Consider the following 15,822-nt stretch of genomic DNA (forward strand, 5'->3'; position numbering starts at 1 on the left):
TAAATATCACTCAACAGTTCTGGAGTACCTCCCCAATGAGTGACAATAATTTCCCCGGCTGGCACGGGACGACCATCGTTTCCGTGCGCAAGGGCAACAAGGTCGTGGTGGCGGGCGATGGCCAGGTCACCATGGGCCAGACCGTGATGAAGCACGGCGCCAAGAAGGTGCGGCGGCTGGCGGGCGGCAAGGTGATCGGCGGTTTTGCCGGCTCCACCGCCGACGCCTTCACCCTGTTCGAGCGCCTCGAAGCGCGGCTCGAGCAATATCCCGACCAGCTGATGCGCGCTGCCGTCGAGCTGGCCAAGGATTGGCGCACCGACCGCTATCTGCGCAAATTGGAAGCCATGATGATCGTGGCCGACAAGAAGGAAACCCTGGTGCTGACCGGTACCGGCGACGTGCTGACCCCCGATCACGGCGTTACCGCCATCGGCTCGGGCGGCAATTATGCGCTGAGCGCGGCGCTGGCGCTGGCCGACGCCACCGAGCTCGACGCCGAGGAAATCGCACGCCGCGCCATGAAGATCGCCGAAGAAATCTGCGTCTACACCAATGGCAATGTGACGCTGGAAACCATCGAGCTCGACAATTGAACTACGCAATCCGGCGCCTTACCCGGGATGATGTCGACGCCTATCGCGCCATTCGGCTCGAGGCGCTGACCAACCATCCCACGGCCTTCTTCAGTGCCGCCGAGGAGTTTGCGCAACGCTCGGTCACCGACTTGCTGGAGCTGCTGGCAACCCTGGTGTTCTTCGCTGCGGAAACCCCGGCCGGCGAGCTGGTCGGCATCATGGCCTATGAGCGCGGCGAGAAGCGCCAGGCCCATCGCGGCTGGGTGTATCAGGTCTATGTCAAACCGGTGATGCGCGGCACGGGCTGCGCCCGGGCACTGCTGGGGGCTGTGGTCGAGCATGCCCAATCCGAGGTGCAGCAATTGCATCTCAGCGTTGAAAGTCAGAATGAGCCGGCCCTCCGGCTCTATCAAAAGGCGGGGTTTGCCATTTACGGCACCGATCCCCGCTTCCAATGCGTGAACGGTCGCTTTTGCGACGAACACCTGATGGTGCGCTTTTTCGATAAGGCACCTGGAGAAAACCCATGAGTGAAGCCAATTTTTCCCCGCGCGAGATCGTGTCGGAACTCGACCGCAATATTGTCGGCCAGCATGACGCCAAGCGCGCTGTCGCGGTGGCGCTGCGCAATCGTTGGCGCCGGCAGCAGCTCGGCGACGATATGCGCCGCGAGATCACGCCCAAGAATATCCTGATGATCGGGCCGACCGGCGTCGGCAAGACCGAGATCGCCCGCCGTTTGGCGCGACTGGCGCAGGCCCCGTTCATCAAGGTGGAAGCCACCAAATTCACCGAAGTCGGCTATGTCGGCCGTGACGTCGAACAGATCATCCGCGATCTGGTGGAAGCCGGCATTGCCGTGCTGCGCGACAAGCGCCGCGCCGATGTGCAGGCGCAGGCGCATCAGAATGCCGAGGACCGGGTGCTCGAAGCGCTGGTCGGCCATTCGGCGGCACCCTCGACCCGCGATTCGTTCCGCAAGAAGCTGCGCAATAACGAGCTGGATGACAGCGAAATCGAGATCGAAATGACGCCGGCGCCCAATACCGGCGGCTTTGAAATTCCCGGCATGCCCAATGGCGGCATCGGCATGATCAACCTTTCCGACATGTTCAAGTCGGCAATGGGCGGGCGCGGGGTCAAGCGCAAGATCAAGGTCAAGGACGCCTATGAGCCGCTGATCGCCGAGGAAGCCGACAAGCTGCTCGATCAGGACCAGCTGCGCAGCGAAGCGGTGGAACTGGTGGAAAACCACGGCATCGTCTTCATCGACGAAATCGACAAGGTGGCGCATCGCGAAGGCGGGGCGCAGGGCGGGCCGTCGCGCGAAGGCGTGCAGCGAGATCTGTTGCCGCTGATCGAAGGCACCACGGTGTCGACCAAATATGGCCCGGTCAAAACCGACCATATCTTGTTCATCGCTTCGGGCGCCTTCCATGTCAGCAAGCCGTCCGACTTGCTTCCCGAACTACAGGGCCGCCTGCCGATCCGGGTGGAGCTGAAGGCGCTGACGCGCGAGGATTTCATCCAGATCCTGTCGAGCACCGATGCCAGCCTGATCAAGCAATATGTGGCGCTGATGGGCACCGAAGGCGTGACGCTGGAATTCTCCCAGAGCGCCATCGAGGCCATCGCCGATGCGGCGGTGAAGGTGAACAACTCGGTCGAAAATATCGGTGCGCGGCGGCTGCAGACGGTGATGGAGCGGCTGGTGGAGGACATCAGCTTCGAAGCCCCCGACAAGCAGGGCCAGACCATTACCATCGACGCCGCGTTTGTGGCCGAGAAGGTCGGCGTGCTGGCGGCCGATCAGGATTTGAGCAAGTTCGTGCTGTAGGGCGCACCCACCTCTCCCCTGAGGGGAGAGGTCGACCCATAGGGTCGGGTGAGGGGTTCAGTGTTTGGAGCGGGCGCAGCGCCTTCACCGGCACTGAACCCCTCACCCTAACCCTCTCCCCTCAGGGGAGAGGGGACTAAGAAAGTTCAGCGCTTCTTCCCTGACCGCCGCACCAGTTCGTCGCGCAGGAACCGTAAATCCTCGGCGTCGAGCTTGCCGATATCGGCCGCCAGCCGGTTGGTGAGTTCGGTGGCTTCGGGGACGAGGCCCCCGGTGTCGATGGTGACTTTTGGGTCGCTGATTTCCGCCAGCCGCTGCAATTCCTCGGCTTCATCCCAGATCACATTGAAAAACGTGATCATGCGGTGCAGCAGGAAGCCGGTGGGTTTGCCGCGTTTGCCATGTTCGAGTGCCGACAAATAAGCGCTGGATACATTGAGCGCTGCCGCCATGTCTTTCAGTGAAATGCCGCGCGCCTCGCGCAGCTCGCGGATCTTGGCTCCCAATGGCGTCATAGCCGACGCAGGCGCACATACCACGCCCCCTCGCCACCATGGCCGCGCGCGGCGAGGCTCCAGCCCGATACCATGGGCGACAAAGTCGGTTCGCTCAGCCAGAGCGGCAGCATGGTGCGCAGCACGCCGCGCTGGGTCATCGCCGCCATATAGTCATGCTCGGTTTTGACGCCCTTGCCGGTGATCACCAGCACGGTGCGGTCGCCGCGACCAAAGCGGTCATGAATGAAGCGGTGCAGGGCGCCGCGGGCTTCGAGCTGGGTCATGCCATGCAGATCGATGCGGCTATCGATCTCGATGCGGCCGCGCCCGACTTTTTTGCGAATGGCCGGATCGACGGCCTTTTCCGGCAGGGGCGCCGTCGACAAGGGCGCTTGATAGGGCGGCAGGAAAGGTTTGCGCGGCGGCTGTTTGCGGGGCGGGGCCTTGGTGGCGGCGGTCACCGCCACCGGCGTTTCTTCGACCGGCAGCGGCAGGGGGCCGGCTGCCAGTTTCAGCAGGCCCTTGCGGCGCAGCGGGTCGACGGTCGAGGCGACCGCCGTCCACAGATGGAAGTCGTGCGGCAGGCGCCTGGGATCACGCTTGGACATGGGATGGAACGCCGGCCCGCCGCTACTGGGTTCAATCGAGCTGGCTGGTGGTGACGACCTTCCAATTGGGATCGCGCGACTTGGGATTGCGGGCAAACGTCCATTCATCGGCGATGGTCTGGACCTGATCGGCATTGCCGTCGACCAGCGCGCCATCCTTGTCGCGGGTGGCGGACACCACTTCGGCATGGAAGCGCACGGTCACCAGCACGTTTTTCTTGTCATATTCGGCGTCGGAGAATTCCACCTTGGGCAGGCCGACAAAGGTGAAGTCGACCGTCTGGCCGGCGGCCTCGCGATCGGCAATGGCGCGCTGGAAGCCGTCATAGACCTCTTTTTCGACCAGGTTCTTCAACGTCTGGCGATCGCCGGAGGCAAAGGCGGTGACGATCATCTCATAGGCCTGCTTGGCGCCTTCGAGGAAGGATTTCGGGGTAAAGCCCGGATCGGCCTCGACCACGGCGCGGAAGCCTTCGGCCAGCTCGGCATTGCCCTTGGCGAATTGTTCGATCTCGGCTTCGGTCTTGCGGGCGCGACGTTCGTCATCCAGCTCGGGCGCGGCAGTGCCACGCGGGCGCAGCGGCACCACGGTGTCCTCGGCGGTGGCCTCGGCCAGCGGCTTGCGGCGCTCCTGCGGCGGACGCTCATTGCCGGTCCTGGTGCCCAGCACCGAGCGCAAGCGGAACAGTACGAAGACTGCCACAGCAATCACGATGAGGGTGGGCAGATCGAAAAATTCATCCATGGGGCATTGCACCTTAGCGTGAGCGCGCTGCAAAAAAGCGACGCGGCGCGCTCGTTGAGCGCTTCATTGTGCCTATATATAGGCAAAGCCTCACCCCAAAACCAGTTCACAACGGGGCGAGAGAGTGTTTTGCCACGCTGGCTATAGAAGGAAACCCATATCTTGGCACGATTTTTTGCGCTCGGGCTGATTGCCCTGCCGCTTATCGAGATCGCCCTGCTCATCAAGGTGGGCCAGAGTATTGGCCTGTTCCCGACGCTGGCGCTGCTGATCGGCGCGGCGATTGGCGGGGGCATGCTGCTGCGCCATCAGGGCCTGTCGGTGCTGACGCAGCTGCGCAGCAATGTAAATGCCGGCCAGATGCCGGGCCGCACCATTGCCGAGGCGATGATGATCGGGGTGGCGGCGCTGTTTCTGGTGCTGCCGGGGCTGCTCAGCGATGTGGTGGCATTGGCGCTGCTGCTGCCGCCGGTGCGCGGCTGGATTTATGCGGCGCTGGCCAGCAAGGTAACGGTGGTCGACACGGCCGGTTATCGCGCCCACAATCCCCAGACCGGCCGGCATCTGGGCGAGGGCACGATCGATCTCGACGAAGACGACTACCGCCCACGTTAAGCCGGGCGCAAAGCGCCCGCCAGCTTGTCGCTTCGGCGCAAAGATGCTAGCCACGCGGCAACAATATTCCGGCGAAGGACCACAGACCATGACCGACGAAACCCAGGGCGGCGCGGCCCCCCAGGCTGCCGAACTGCCCTCGATGAACATGGTGGGCCAGTATATCCGCGACCTTTCCTTCGAAAACCCGGGCGCGCCCGGCTCGATCATGGCTGGCGGCGGCAATCCGAGCTTCAACGTCTCGATCTCGGTGGCGGTGAAGAAGCAGGCCGACGATATCTACGCGGTCGAGCTGACGCTGAATGCCAAGGCCAATCGCGAGCAGACCATCCTGTTCAATGTGGAACTGGTCTATGGCGGCGTGTTCCGTCTCAAGAACATCCCCGAAGCCCAGCTCAGCCAGCTGCTGATGATCGAATGCCCGCGCCTGATTTTCCCGTTTGCGCGTCAGGTCCTCGCCAGTGTCACCCAGCAGGGCGGTTTCCCGCCGCTGATGATGGAGCCGGTCGATTTTGCCGCCATCTATCGCCAGAACCTGGCCAAGCTGGCCGCCCAGCAGGGCGCCGCACCGCTGACCGCCGACAGCGCCGAGACCGACAAGCCGAACTAAGTCCGCTCCATCGTCATTGCCCGGCTTGTCCGGGCAATCCACTGGCAGCCACGAATGCTGATGGATGGATCACCCGGACGAGCCGGGTGATGACGGCAGTCAAACAAAAAGCCCCGCTTCGTGCGGGGCTTTTTTTATTCGGCGGCCTGGGCGGTGTATTGGGCCCAGATGGAGTCACCCAAGGTCGCCACCAGTTTTTCATGGGCGGCGCGTTCGCTCTCGCTCAGCCGGCTGGGCAATGCCACCGGACGACGGGCGGCAATAGTTCTTGTGGCGATGGCATCGGCGCCTGACATCTGGTCTTCGGCGATCAGCGCGAGGCTGACCTGCTTGCCGCCGAGCAGTTCAAGATAGACTTCGGCCAGGATCTCGCTGTCGAGCAGCGCGCCGTGCAGGGTCCGGCGCGAATTGTCGATGCCGTAATGCTTGCACATGGCGTCAAGGCTGACGCGGGCGCCGGGGTGTTTCTGCCGCGCCAGCATCACCGTATCGATGACCGGATTGCTCAGCGGTGGCTGGCCGAGCTTGCCCAGCTCGGCATTGAGAAAGCCCATATCGAAAGGCGCATTGTGGATGACCAGCGTGGCATCGCCGATAAATTCACGGAAATCAGCCGCCACCGCCGCAAACAGCGGCTTGTCGGAGAGAAATTCCTCGCTCAGCCCATGCACGCGAAACGCCTCTTCGGGCATTGAGCGCTGCGGATTGATATAGACGTGGTGATGCCGGCCCGAGGGAATGTGGTTGATCAGCTCGACACAGCCGATTTCGACCAGGCGATCACCCGAATTGGGCGACAGGCCGGTGGTTTCGGTATCGAGCACGATCTCACGATTCATTTTTTTGGCCCTTTGGCTCTGATGCCAGCGACAAGCGCCGCGACCATCCCGACCGTTTCGGTAACGGGCATTCCGGTATCGAAGAGATAGGTGGCCCGTGCCTTCTTGTCGGCCTGGGGAAGCTGGCGGGCAAGAATGGCGTTGAGCTTATCCACGGTCATGCCCGGCCTTGCCAAAGCCCGCTGGCGCTGAATGGCCGGATCGACCCAGGTGACGCCCACCGCGTCAAAGCCATAATCATAGCCACTCTCAAACAGCAGCGGCACTTCCACCACGGCCAGTTCGGCGCCCGCTGCTTCGGCATCGTCCATGAAACGGGCAATGCGCGCCCGTACCAGCGGATGCACCACGGCTTCAAGCCGGGCGAAACCGGATGGATCGGCCGCGAGGCGTTGCGAGAGTAAATTGCGGTCGATGACGCCATCCCGGATCACGCCGGGAAACAGCGCTTCCACTGGCGCAACCGCAGCGCCCGCATAGAGTTCGGCCACCGCCGCGTCAGCCGAAAACACCGGCACGCCCAGCTCGGCAAAGGCGTTGAGCACGGTGGATTTGCCGGTGGCGATGGAGCCGGTCAGCCCGATGCGCCACATGACTCAGCCCTCCAACGTCGCTTCGACGCGGGCGCGCAGTTCCGGCGTCACCGTCGGCCGCACGCCGAACCAGGCCTCAAAGCCCGGCGCGGCCTGGTGCAGCAACATGCCCAGCCCATCGACAATGCGCAGGCCATGCGCCGCCGCGTCAGCCAGCAGGGGCGTCACCAGCGGGGTATAGACGATATCGGTGACCAGGCTGGTCTTGGCCAGCAGCCCCAGATCGAGCCAATCAAACCGGCTGCCATGCATGCCGATGGAGCTGGTATTGACCACCAACCCGATCTGCGGCGCCAGTTCGGCAAAAGCCTCAAAGCCATGCGCCTCGAACGGGCCGTCGATCTCTTCAACCAGCGCCTGGGCCTTGCTCAGCGTGCGGTTGAGCACATGCACCTTGCCGCCATTGCGCCGACGCAGCGCCACCAGCACCGCCCGGGCCGCGCCGCCCGCGCCGATGATCATGGCGTCGGCCGGACCATCGGACCAGCCGGGGGCCGCAGCATCGAGATTGCCAAGAAAGCCGAGATAGTCGGTATTGCTGCCATGCACCTTGCCGTCTTTGACCACCAGCGTGTTGACCGCGCCGATCATGGTGGCCAGTGGGTCGACGCTGTCGCACAGCGCAAACACCGCCTCCTTATGTGGAATGGTGACATTGCCGCCGACAAATTCGCCACTGCGCAGCCGCTCGAAAAATGCCGGCAGCTCGGATGGGGCGACATCGATGGCGTCATAGCGCCCGTCAATGCCGTGTTCTTCCAGCCAGGTGCCGTGAATGAGCGGGGAACGCGAATGGGCGATGGGGTGGCCGATAACGAAGGCTTTGGTGGTCAATTGAGGGTCTCGGGGGCGAATTCGCGCAAGGCGGCCAGCAATGGCAGCAAGGGCAGGCCCAGAATGGTGAAATAATCGCCGCTGACAGTTTCAAACAGGCGGATGGAGGGGCCTTCGAGGCGATACCCGCCGACCGAGGCCAGGATAGCATCGCCTTCGCGATTGAGCACATCGTCGCGCTCTGCCGGCGAAAACTCGCGCAAAGTCAGCTCCGCCGTCTCGACGCCGGACCACAGCAGCACGTCATTGCGCACCAGCGCCACCGCCGCATGCAGGCGATGGGTCTTGCCGCGCAGATAGTCGAGCTGGGCCGCCGCCTCGTCGCGATTCCCCGGCTTGTGTAAAAGTTCGGTGCCCAGGCCCAGCGTCTGGTCGGCGCCGATCACGATGGCATCGCGATGCTGGGCCGCGACCGCCGCCGCCTTGTTTTGCGCCAACTGCAAAGCCACGTCGCGACCATTGCCGCCGGCCGCTAAAACCGCGTTTTCCACTGCCCGCTCCTCGATCAGGGCCGGGGCGGTGGAAAAGCGCAAACCGGCCTGTTCCAGCAGGGCTTTGCGGGTGACGCTCTGGGAGGCAAGGATCAACATAGGGAGATGTTTTCCACACTGTCCCGCACAGCTCAAGCCCAAGCCTGTGATAATGACTCATGGTTTTGGCCATTTGCCGAACTTGTTCGACCTCGTTACCAATTCATTAACAGTCTGGCCTGCCACCCCTGCCGGACCGGGCTGGGGATAGCACTGGGGAAAACCCGCGGGGCGGGAGCCGTTATAGCAGAACGGTTTTACACAGCGAAAAGCGAATCGTTGACTCGGGAGTCGCCACGTTAACGCCTCGTTAAGACGTATTGACGACTGGTTAACGCTCGAGCCGCCGTCAAATACTAACAGGCCGTTAACCAAGGGGCTGCGCGCTTGTGCCGCCGTGGCAGAGATTGTGGACGGCGCTGAATTGTCCCAAAACACCGCTATGATAATACTGATACGAAGTAAGAAAGACTCTTTAGGGGTTTTGAAGGGAAGGCAGACATGACCCACAAACCCCTCCTCGCAACCGTGCTCGGCGAGCGACAGGCGCGCCCCCCGATCTGGGTGATGCGACAGGCCGGACGCTATCTGCCCGAGTATCGCGAAATCCGTACCAAGGCCGGCAGCTTTCTCGACCTCTGCTACAATCCAGAGCTGGCTGCCGAAGTGACGCTGCAGCCCTTGCGGCGCTTTGATCTCGACGCCGCCATCCTGTTCTCCGACATCCTGGTCATTCCCGACGCTTTGGGCCAGCCGGTTCGCTTTGAAGTCGGCGAAGGCCCGCGGCTGGATCCGATGACCGCCGAGACGCTGGCGAGCCTCAAGCCGGAAAAGGCTTTGGATCATCTGGAGGCTGTCCTGGAGACCGTGCGCAAGGTTCGGGCGGCACTGGCTCCCGAGAAGACGCTGATCGGCTTCTGTGGCTCTCCCTGGACGGTGGCGACCTATATGATCGCTGGCCGGGGCTCGCCGGATCAGGCGGCGGCGCGGCTTTATGCTTTGCAGCAGCCGGAAGACTATGCGCGGCTGATGGATATCCTGGTCGCTGCCAGCATCGATTATCTGGTGGCGCAGCTCGAAGCCGGCGCCGATGTGGTGCAGCTGTTTGAAAGCTGGGCGCTCAATCTCGACGATGAAGCCTTCACCACCCAGGTCATCGAACCCAATCGGCGGATTGTCGAAGGTGTGCGGGCGCGCATTCCCAATGCCCCGATCATCGGCTTTCCGCGCGGCGCCGCCGGCAATATCGCCCGCTACGTGGCAGCCACCGGCGTCAACGCCGTGGGGCTGGATTATTCCACGCCGCTGGATTTCCCCAAGACGGTGCTGCCGACCAGCCTGCCGGTGCAGGGCAATCTCGATCCGCTGCGCCTGGTGACCGGGGGCGAACAGCTCGACCGCCGCGTCGACGCCATCATCGAAGCGTTCAGCGATCGCCCGCATATTTTCAATCTGGGCCACGGCATCGTGCCGCAAACCCCGATTGAGCATATGGCCCAGCTGGTGAATCGCGTTAAAGGCCGCTAAGCGGCTAGGCCACTAGTGGCCGTTTGTTGAGGAGTTCGCGCTATGGAATGGGTCAAGGCGTTTCACGTGATCTCCGTTATCGCCTGGATGGCGGGGCTGATGTATCTGCCCCGTCTGTTCGTCTATCACGCCGGTGTCGCGGTGGACTCGGAGCAGTCCGAGACTTTCAAGATCATGGAGCGGCGGCTCTATCGCGGCATCATGCTGCCGGCGATGATCGCCACCTGGATTTTTGGGCTGTGGCTGGCCTTTGGCTTCGGCCTCGTCGATTTTTCGATGGGCTGGATGTGGCTCAAGGCGGTGATGGTGATCGCACTCAGCGGCGTGCAGGGCTTTTACGGCTCGCTGCTGCGCGCCTTCCAGCAAGACCGCAACACTCGCTCGCATAAATTCTTCCGCGCCATCAACGAAGTCCCGTTCGTGATGGCGATCATCATCGTCATCGCGGTGATCGTGAAGCCGTTTTAGAACTTCAATATTGCCCACCCGCGATGTCACCCCGGCCTTGAGCCCGGGCCCATCCCGAGATCACGTCTCCTAAACCATCTCAAGATGGATCCCGGCTCAAGGCCGGGATGACAGTGAGTTTGCTGAAACACCCAGCTGTTTCACGTGAATCCCGACATCCTGCTTCGGTTTCTTTCTTGAAACTGCCGCCGGATCGCGCTACATGGCAGACAACGCATCCCATAAAAAAGCTGATCTCCCCGGTCGCTGCGCGGTGCCTGCCCTCCCAAATACCCAAGACTTTCAGATTTCCCTCAAGGGTTTAATCGCTCCATGCAGAATATGAAGCTCAGTGAGCTCAAGGCCAAATCTCCGGCCGAACTTTTGGTGTTCGCCGAAGAACACGAGGTCGAAAACGCTTCGACCATGCGCAAACAGGAATTGATGTTTGCCATTCTCAAGGAACTGGCCGCCCAGGAAGTGGACATCACCGGCGAAGGCGTCGTTGAAGTTCTGCCCGACGGTTTCGGTTTCCTGCGTTCCCCGGACGCCAATTATCTCCCGGGTCCCGACGATATTTACGTCAGCCCATCCCAGATTCGCCGCTTCGGTCTGCGCACCGGCGACACGGTTGAAGGCCAGATTCGGTCTCCCAAGGATGGCGAGCGCTATTTCGCGCTGCTCAAAGTAAACACGATTAACTTCGAAGATCCCGAGGCGGTTCGCCACAAGGTCAACTTCGACAACCTCACCCCGCTCTATCCCGAAGAACGGCTCCGCATGGAGCTGCCCGACCCCACGGTCAAGGATCGCTCGGCCCGCCTGCTCGATCTGGTGACGCCCTTGGGCAAGGGCCAGCGCGCGCTGATTGTTGCGCCGCCGCGTACTGGTAAGACGGTACTGTTGCAGAATATTGCACAGTCCATCGCTACCAATCACCCCGAATGCTATCTGATCGTGCTGCTGATCGACGAGCGTCCGGAAGAAGTGACCGACATGCAGCGCTCGGTGCGCGGCGAAGTCATTTCCTCGACCTTTGACGAGCCGGCTTCGCGCCACGTTCAGGTCGCCGAAATGGTGATCGAAAAGGCCAAGCGCCTGGTCGAACACAAGCGCGACGTGGTCATCCTGCTCGACTCGATCACCCGTCTTGGCCGCGCCTACAACACCGTCGTGCCGAGCTCCGGCAAGGTGCTCACCGGCGGTGTCGACGCCAACGCTCTGCAGCGCCCGAAGCGCTTCTTCGGCGCGGCGCGCAATATCGAAGGCGGCGGTTCGCTGACCATCATTTCGACGGCGCTGATCGATACCGGTTCGCGCATGGACGAAGTGATCTTTGAAGAATTCAAGGGCACCGGCAACTCGGAAATCATCCTTGACCGCAAGGTCGCCGACAAGCGCATCTTCCCAGCCCTCGACATCACCAAGTCGGGTACCCGCAAGGAAGAGCTGCTGGTCGAGCCCGATATCCTCAAGAAGATGTATGTGCTGCGCCGTATCCTCAATCCGATGGGGACCATCGACGCCATGGAATTCCTGGTCGACAAGGTCCGCCAGACCAAGACCAATTCCGACTTCTTCGACTCGATGAACACGTAATGACGATGGGCGCGCTGCTTCCCGCCGCCGCCCATTGTTTCGCCTGATCCATGCGGTCGGGTGATACCATTGTGGCGCTGTCCTCCGGGGCACCGCCTTCCGGAGTGGCGGTGATCCGCCTCTCCGGGCCGGATGTTCCGGGACTGCTGCAGACTGTCGTCGGCAGCGTCCCCGAACCCCGCAAACTGGTGCTGCGCCCAATCGGCCATGACTCTCTGCTCGACCGTGGCCTGGTCGCCTATTTTCCCGCCCCGCATAGTTTTACCGGCGAAGACTGCGCCGAATTGCAGGTGCATGGCTCACCCGCCGGCGTGCGTGCCATCCTGAAATTGCTGGTCAATCAGGGCGCGCGGCTGGCCGAAGCCGGCGAATTCACCCGTCGCGCCTTTGAAAACGGCAAGCTCGATCTGGTCGAAATCGAAGGCCTGGGCGATCTGCTGGAGGCCGAAACCGAAAACCAGCGCCGTCAGGCGCTGGCCCGGTTTGAGGGTGGTCTTTCCCAGCGCATCGATGGCTGGCGCGACCAACTGCTCGATCTGCGCGCCGAGATTGAAGCGCGCCTCGATTTTTCCGACGAGGGCGATGTCGATGAGGCACTGCCCGAGAGTTTCGCCAGCGCGATCAATGCGCTCCGCGCCGAACTCGCCGAAGCCGTCGCTTCCATCGAACACGGCCGCATAGTCCGCGAAGGTGTTCGCGTCGCGTTGGCTGGTGCCCCCAATGTCGGCAAATCCAGCCTGCTCAACGCCCTGGCCAAATCTGATATCGCCATCGTCACCGATGAAGCTGGCACCACGCGCGACGTGCGCGAAGTGCCGCTCGATATCAATGGTCAGCTTTATATCCTGCTCGATCTGGCCGGCTTGCGCGACACCGACAGCAAGGCCGAAGCCGAAGGCATCCGTCGCGCCCGCCAGGCGATCCAGAACGCCGATATCGTGCTGTGGCTGACCGCGCCCGATCTCGACAACCATGAAGTCACGCCCACGCATGACCGGCTGCTCCGCGTTGCAACCAAGGCCGATCTTGGCCCGGTAAGCGATGCTCACATTGCCGTATCCGCCCAAAGCGGGGCAGGGCTCACAGCACTTCTGGCCGAGATCGAACGCCTCGGCGGGCAACTGGCCCAAGGCGAACCCTCACTGCTCAGCCGCGAACGCGACCGCGCTGCCCTGACCGCCGCCATGGCCGCGCTGGACCAGTCCACCGGGCAGCTCGCCATGCCCGAACTGGCCGCCGAAAGCCTGCGTATCGCTTCGCAGGCACTGGAGCGGCTGGTGGGACGGCTGGATGCTGAACGCGTGCTCGACCGGCTATTTGCCAGCTTTTGCATCGGCAAATGATTCACGTGGAACATTGTTCCCGCCGACCCGCATGGCAGGCGTGATCGGCCAAGAATTGATTCACGTGAAACATTGGCCTATTGAGCGGGTCTGGAGTTTAGACCATGACTGACTATGCCGTCATCGTTGTTGGAGGCGGACATGCCGGCTGCGAAGCCGCTGCTGCCTCGGCCCGCCTGGGCGTGCCGACCGCATTGATCACCCACAAGTTTGATACCATTGGCGTCATGAGCTGCAACCCGGCCATCGGCGGCTTGGGCAAGGGCCATCTGGTGCGCGAGATCGATGCGCTGGATGGGTTGATGGGCCGCGTCGCTGATCAGGCCGGTATTCAGTTCCGCGTGCTCAATCGCCGAAAGGGCCCGGCCGTGCGTGGCCCGCGCGCCCAGGCCGACCGCACCCTCTATCGCAAGGCGATGCAAGCAGCGATCCTGGCCCAGCCCAATCTCGATGTGATCGAGGCCGAGGTCGACGACATCGAAGTCACCGATGGCCTGGTCAGCGGTGTGCGGCTGCTCGACGGTCGCCGCATTGGCGCCAAGGCTGTGGTGCTGACCACCGGCACGTTTTTGCGCGGGCTGATTCATAGCGGCGAAACCAGCTATCCGGCGGGCCGCCTGGGCGAAAAGCCGGTGCTCGGCCTGTCGACGCGGCTGGAAGCCCTTGGCCTGCGCCTCGGTCGCCTCAAGACCGGCACCCCGGCGCGGCTCGACCGTGACTCGATCAACTATGCCGTCTTGGAAGAGCAGCTCGGCGACAATCCGCCTGAGCCGTTTTCGGCGATGACCACGGCCATTACCACCCGCCAAGTGCCGTGCCACATCACCCGGACCACGGCAGAAACCCACGCCATCATTGCCGCCAATGTGCATCGCTCGCCGATGTATTCCGGCCGCATCCAGAGCCGCGGCCCGCGCTATTGCCCGTCCATCGAGGACAAGATTGTCCGCTTTGCTGACCGCGACAGCCACCAGATCTTTCTCGAGCCCGAGGGGCTGGACGACATCACCGTCTATCCCAATGGCGTCTCCAGCTCGCTGCCGCCCGAAGTGCAGGATGCGTTCCTGCACACCATGCCGGGCTTGGAAAATGTCCGCATCATTCAGTATGGCTATGCCATTGAATATGATCACGTCGACCCGCGCGAACTGCGTTCCACCCTGGAGCTGAAGAAGCAGCCGGGCCTTTATCTCGCCGGACAGATCAATGGCACCACCGGCTATGAAGAAGCCGGTGCGCAGGGCTTGCTGGCCGGCGCCAATGCCGCGCGTGCGGTGAACAATGACGAAGCGATTGTTCTCTCGCGCACCGACAGCTATCTCGGCGTCATGGTCGACGATCTGGTGACGCGCGGCGTGGCCGAACCCTATCGCATGTTCACCTCGCGCGCCGAATTCCGCCTACATCTGCGCGCCGACAATGCTGACCAGCGGCTGACCCCGCTGGGCATTGAGACCGGTCTGGTTGGCGGTGAGCGCAAGGACATGTTTGGCACCCGTGCGCAGCAGCTGACCGAGGGCAGGGCACTGCTGCAACGGCTCAGCGCTACACCCAATGTCGCGCGCAAGGCCGGCATCGCCGTCAATGAAGATGGCAAAGCCCGCACGGCGTTTGATCTGCTGTCCTATCCCGACGTCACGCCAGCCGACACCGCGCGTCTGTGGCCCGAAATCGCCGACATCCCGGCCTCCGTGATGGAGCAACTGGTGGTCGACGCGCAATATGCGGTCTATCTCGACCGCCAGCGCCGTGACATCGAGGCGGTGCGGCGGGATGAGCAGAAGCCGATTCCCGATAGCCTGGACTATGACGAGGTGCCCGGCCTGTCGATCGAGCTGCGGCAAAAGCTGGCGCAGCACCGGCCGCAAACCATTGCCCAGGCCCAGGCGCTGGATGGTATGACGCCGGCGGCGATCACCCTGTTGCTGGCCGTGGTGCGCCGCGGCGATCTGCGTAAGGCGAGTTAATGGCTGATTTCGCGGCCATTGCCGCCTATGCCCCACATTTCAGCCGCCCCCTCGACCAGGTGGGCCGTGATCTGGAATCCTATGCTCAACTGCTGAAGAAGTGGCAGGCGGTACAGAATCTTGTTTCACGTGAAACACTGGATGCGGTGTGGTCACGGCATTTTGCCGATAGTTTGCAAATCCTGCCGCTGCTGACCGCGAGTGACAAACGCTTCCTCGACCTCGGTAGCGGCGGCGGTTTCCCGGCCCTGCCGCTGGCCATCGCCCTCAAGGGGCCGAATCACCACTTCACTTTGGTTGAACCCACCAGCCGCAAGGTCAGCTTTCTGCGCACTGTGGCGCGGGAATTGGGGCTTTCGGTGACGGTGGACGGCCGCCGCAGCGATCAGATTGATTCACGTGAAACACCGGCGCCGGATGTCATAACCTCCCGCGCACTGGCGGCTTTGCCGACGCTTTGCGGCTGGATGCAGCCGTTTTTTGCCGAGACCAGCCGGGCCATCCTGCATAAAGGCAGGGAACATGTTGAAGAAGTCACCGAAGCCGCTACGCTTTGGGACTTTAACGTGTTAGTAACCGGGAGTGATACCGACGATAAAGGTGTCCTGCTCACGCTCACGAATTTGCGTGCGAAAACAGTTAGTTAGCGGCAA

The 15,822-nt window shown here is 62.5% G+C and carries 18 protein-coding genes; 11 read left to right on the forward strand and 7 right to left on the reverse strand.

The genetic code is table 11. From position 1 onward, the window contains the following. Positions 1-35: 35 nt before the first annotated feature. The 3 genes from hslV to hslU are packed head-to-tail and all read left to right on the forward strand — an operon-like array spanning position 36 to position 2,415. Entirely contained in the window at positions 36-596 is a 561-nt protein-coding gene (gene hslV, locus ACX3OZ_RS13060; protein ID WP_459094106.1) for an ATP-dependent protease subunit HslV, read from the forward strand. Next, positions 593-1,108 (forward strand): GNAT family N-acetyltransferase, encoded by a 516-nt coding sequence (locus ACX3OZ_RS13065; protein ID WP_459094105.1) that lies wholly within the window; start codon positions 593-595, stop codon positions 1,106-1,108. Before hslV ends, ACX3OZ_RS13065 begins: the two co-directional genes overlap by 4 nt. Beyond that, complete coding sequence (hslU, locus tag ACX3OZ_RS13070) at positions 1,105-2,415, forward strand: ATP-dependent protease ATPase subunit HslU (protein WP_459094104.1); 1,311 nt, start codon at positions 1,105-1,107, stop codon at positions 2,413-2,415. Before ACX3OZ_RS13065 ends, hslU begins: the two co-directional genes overlap by 4 nt. A gap of 146 nt (positions 2,416-2,561) precedes the next feature. Here the strand turns inward: hslU and ACX3OZ_RS13075 are convergent, their stop codons facing one another. From ACX3OZ_RS13075 to ACX3OZ_RS13085, 3 genes are read right to left on the reverse strand one after another with little or no spacing between them, the layout of a single operon-like run. Next, positions 2,562-2,930, reverse strand: a complete 369-nt coding sequence (locus ACX3OZ_RS13075) for a helix-turn-helix domain-containing protein (RefSeq protein WP_459094103.1) — start codon at positions 2,928-2,930, stop codon at positions 2,562-2,564. Continuing rightward, the gene (locus ACX3OZ_RS13080) at positions 2,927-3,520 is read right to left on the reverse strand and encodes a Smr/MutS family protein (protein WP_459104655.1); all 594 of its coding nucleotides are present in this window, start codon (positions 3,518-3,520) and stop codon (positions 2,927-2,929) included. Before ACX3OZ_RS13080 ends, ACX3OZ_RS13075 begins: the two co-directional genes overlap by 4 nt. Positions 3,521-3,551: 31 nt before the next feature. Then, complete coding sequence (locus ACX3OZ_RS13085; RefSeq protein ID WP_459094101.1) at positions 3,552-4,265, reverse strand: Tim44/TimA family putative adaptor protein; 714 nt, start codon at positions 4,263-4,265, stop codon at positions 3,552-3,554. Positions 4,266-4,427: 162 nt separating this feature from the next. On the opposite strand from ACX3OZ_RS13085, the gene ACX3OZ_RS13090 reads away from it, so the two are divergent. Continuing rightward, positions 4,428-4,880, forward strand: a complete 453-nt coding sequence (locus tag ACX3OZ_RS13090; protein ID WP_459094100.1) for an FxsA family protein — start codon at positions 4,428-4,430, stop codon at positions 4,878-4,880. 88 nt (positions 4,881-4,968) lie between these two features. After that, on the forward strand, positions 4,969-5,490 hold the full coding sequence (secB, locus tag ACX3OZ_RS13095; protein ID WP_459094099.1) for a protein-export chaperone SecB: 522 nt from the start codon (positions 4,969-4,971) through the stop codon (positions 5,488-5,490). A 134-nt stretch (positions 5,491-5,624) separates the two neighbouring features. On the opposite strand, the gene dnaQ is transcribed toward secB, so the two are convergent. From dnaQ to ACX3OZ_RS13115, 4 genes are read right to left on the reverse strand one after another with little or no spacing between them, the layout of a single operon-like run. Next, positions 5,625-6,329: a DNA polymerase III subunit epsilon gene (gene dnaQ, locus ACX3OZ_RS13100; protein ID WP_459094098.1), complete on the reverse strand. Its 705-nt coding sequence runs from the start codon at positions 6,327-6,329 to the stop codon at positions 5,625-5,627. Next, entirely contained in the window at positions 6,326-6,922 is a 597-nt protein-coding gene (gene coaE / locus ACX3OZ_RS13105; RefSeq protein ID WP_459104656.1) for a dephospho-CoA kinase, read from the reverse strand. Before coaE ends, dnaQ begins: the two co-directional genes overlap by 4 nt. Positions 6,923-6,925: 3 nt before the next feature. Then, a complete protein-coding gene (locus ACX3OZ_RS13110; RefSeq protein WP_459094096.1) occupies positions 6,926-7,756 on the reverse strand; it encodes a shikimate dehydrogenase in 831 nt (276 codons plus the stop codon). Beyond that, positions 7,753-8,346, reverse strand: coding sequence for a Maf family protein (locus ACX3OZ_RS13115; RefSeq protein WP_459094095.1), 594 nt, complete (start codon positions 8,344-8,346; stop codon positions 7,753-7,755). The genes ACX3OZ_RS13110 and ACX3OZ_RS13115 overlap by 4 nt, the downstream gene beginning before the upstream one ends. 441 nt (positions 8,347-8,787) lie before the next feature. Between ACX3OZ_RS13115 and hemE the strand changes: the two genes are divergently transcribed. The 6 genes from hemE (at position 8,788) to rsmG (ending at position 15,816) form a co-directional block, all read left to right on the forward strand. Further along, positions 8,788-9,813 (forward strand): uroporphyrinogen decarboxylase, encoded by a 1,026-nt coding sequence (hemE, locus tag ACX3OZ_RS13120; protein WP_459094094.1) that lies wholly within the window; start codon positions 8,788-8,790, stop codon positions 9,811-9,813. A gap of 42 nt (positions 9,814-9,855) precedes the next feature. Continuing rightward, positions 9,856-10,281, forward strand: a complete 426-nt coding sequence (gene hemJ, locus ACX3OZ_RS13125; RefSeq protein WP_459094093.1) for a protoporphyrinogen oxidase HemJ — start codon at positions 9,856-9,858, stop codon at positions 10,279-10,281. A 312-nt stretch (positions 10,282-10,593) separates the two neighbouring features. Continuing rightward, positions 10,594-11,859, forward strand: a complete 1,266-nt coding sequence (gene rho, locus ACX3OZ_RS13130) for a transcription termination factor Rho (RefSeq protein WP_459094092.1) — start codon at positions 10,594-10,596, stop codon at positions 11,857-11,859. 50 nt (positions 11,860-11,909) lie between these two features. Beyond that, entirely contained in the window at positions 11,910-13,202 is a 1,293-nt protein-coding gene (gene mnmE / locus ACX3OZ_RS13135) for a tRNA uridine-5-carboxymethylaminomethyl(34) synthesis GTPase MnmE (protein ID WP_459094091.1), read from the forward strand. Positions 13,203-13,306: 104 nt separating this feature from the next. Then, positions 13,307-15,169, forward strand: a complete 1,863-nt coding sequence (gene mnmG / locus ACX3OZ_RS13140; RefSeq protein WP_459104657.1) for a tRNA uridine-5-carboxymethylaminomethyl(34) synthesis enzyme MnmG — start codon at positions 13,307-13,309, stop codon at positions 15,167-15,169. Continuing rightward, entirely contained in the window at positions 15,169-15,816 is a 648-nt protein-coding gene (rsmG, locus tag ACX3OZ_RS13145; protein ID WP_459094088.1) for a 16S rRNA (guanine(527)-N(7))-methyltransferase RsmG, read from the forward strand. The genes mnmG and rsmG overlap by 1 nt, the downstream gene beginning before the upstream one ends. The last annotated feature ends 6 nt before the right edge of the window (positions 15,817-15,822 follow it).

The organism is Devosia sp. A369, assembly GCF_054489345.1.

Excerpts from the sequence above, each read along its gene's own strand:
- hslV (WP_459094106.1), top strand. The coding sequence starts at position 36 with ATGAGTGACAATAATTTCCCCGGCTGGCACGGGACGACCATCGTTTCC.
- hslU (WP_459094104.1), top strand. The coding sequence starts at position 1,105 with ATGAGTGAAGCCAATTTTTCCCCGCGCGAGATCGTGTCGGAACTCGAC.
- ACX3OZ_RS13075 (WP_459094103.1), bottom strand. The coding sequence starts at position 2,930 with ATGACGCCATTGGGAGCCAAGATCCGCGAGCTGCGCGAGGCGCGCGGC.
- ACX3OZ_RS13080 (WP_459104655.1), bottom strand. The coding sequence starts at position 3,520 with ATGTCCAAGCGTGATCCCAGGCGCCTGCCGCACGACTTCCATCTGTGG.
- ACX3OZ_RS13085 (WP_459094101.1), bottom strand. The coding sequence starts at position 4,265 with ATGGATGAATTTTTCGATCTGCCCACCCTCATCGTGATTGCTGTGGCA.
- secB (WP_459094099.1), top strand. The coding sequence starts at position 4,969 with ATGACCGACGAAACCCAGGGCGGCGCGGCCCCCCAGGCTGCCGAACTG.
- dnaQ (WP_459094098.1), bottom strand. The coding sequence starts at position 6,329 with ATGAATCGTGAGATCGTGCTCGATACCGAAACCACCGGCCTGTCGCCC.
- coaE (WP_459104656.1), bottom strand. The coding sequence starts at position 6,922 with ATGTGGCGCATCGGGCTGACCGGCTCCATCGCCACCGGCAAATCCACC.
- ACX3OZ_RS13115 (WP_459094095.1), bottom strand. The coding sequence starts at position 8,346 with ATGTTGATCCTTGCCTCCCAGAGCGTCACCCGCAAAGCCCTGCTGGAA.
- hemE (WP_459094094.1), top strand. The coding sequence starts at position 8,788 with ATGACCCACAAACCCCTCCTCGCAACCGTGCTCGGCGAGCGACAGGCG.
- hemJ (WP_459094093.1), top strand. The coding sequence starts at position 9,856 with ATGGAATGGGTCAAGGCGTTTCACGTGATCTCCGTTATCGCCTGGATG.
- rho (WP_459094092.1), top strand. The coding sequence starts at position 10,594 with ATGCAGAATATGAAGCTCAGTGAGCTCAAGGCCAAATCTCCGGCCGAA.
- mnmE (WP_459094091.1), top strand. The coding sequence starts at position 11,910 with ATGCGGTCGGGTGATACCATTGTGGCGCTGTCCTCCGGGGCACCGCCT.
- mnmG (WP_459104657.1), top strand. The coding sequence starts at position 13,307 with ATGACTGACTATGCCGTCATCGTTGTTGGAGGCGGACATGCCGGCTGC.
- rsmG (WP_459094088.1), top strand. The coding sequence starts at position 15,169 with ATGGCTGATTTCGCGGCCATTGCCGCCTATGCCCCACATTTCAGCCGC.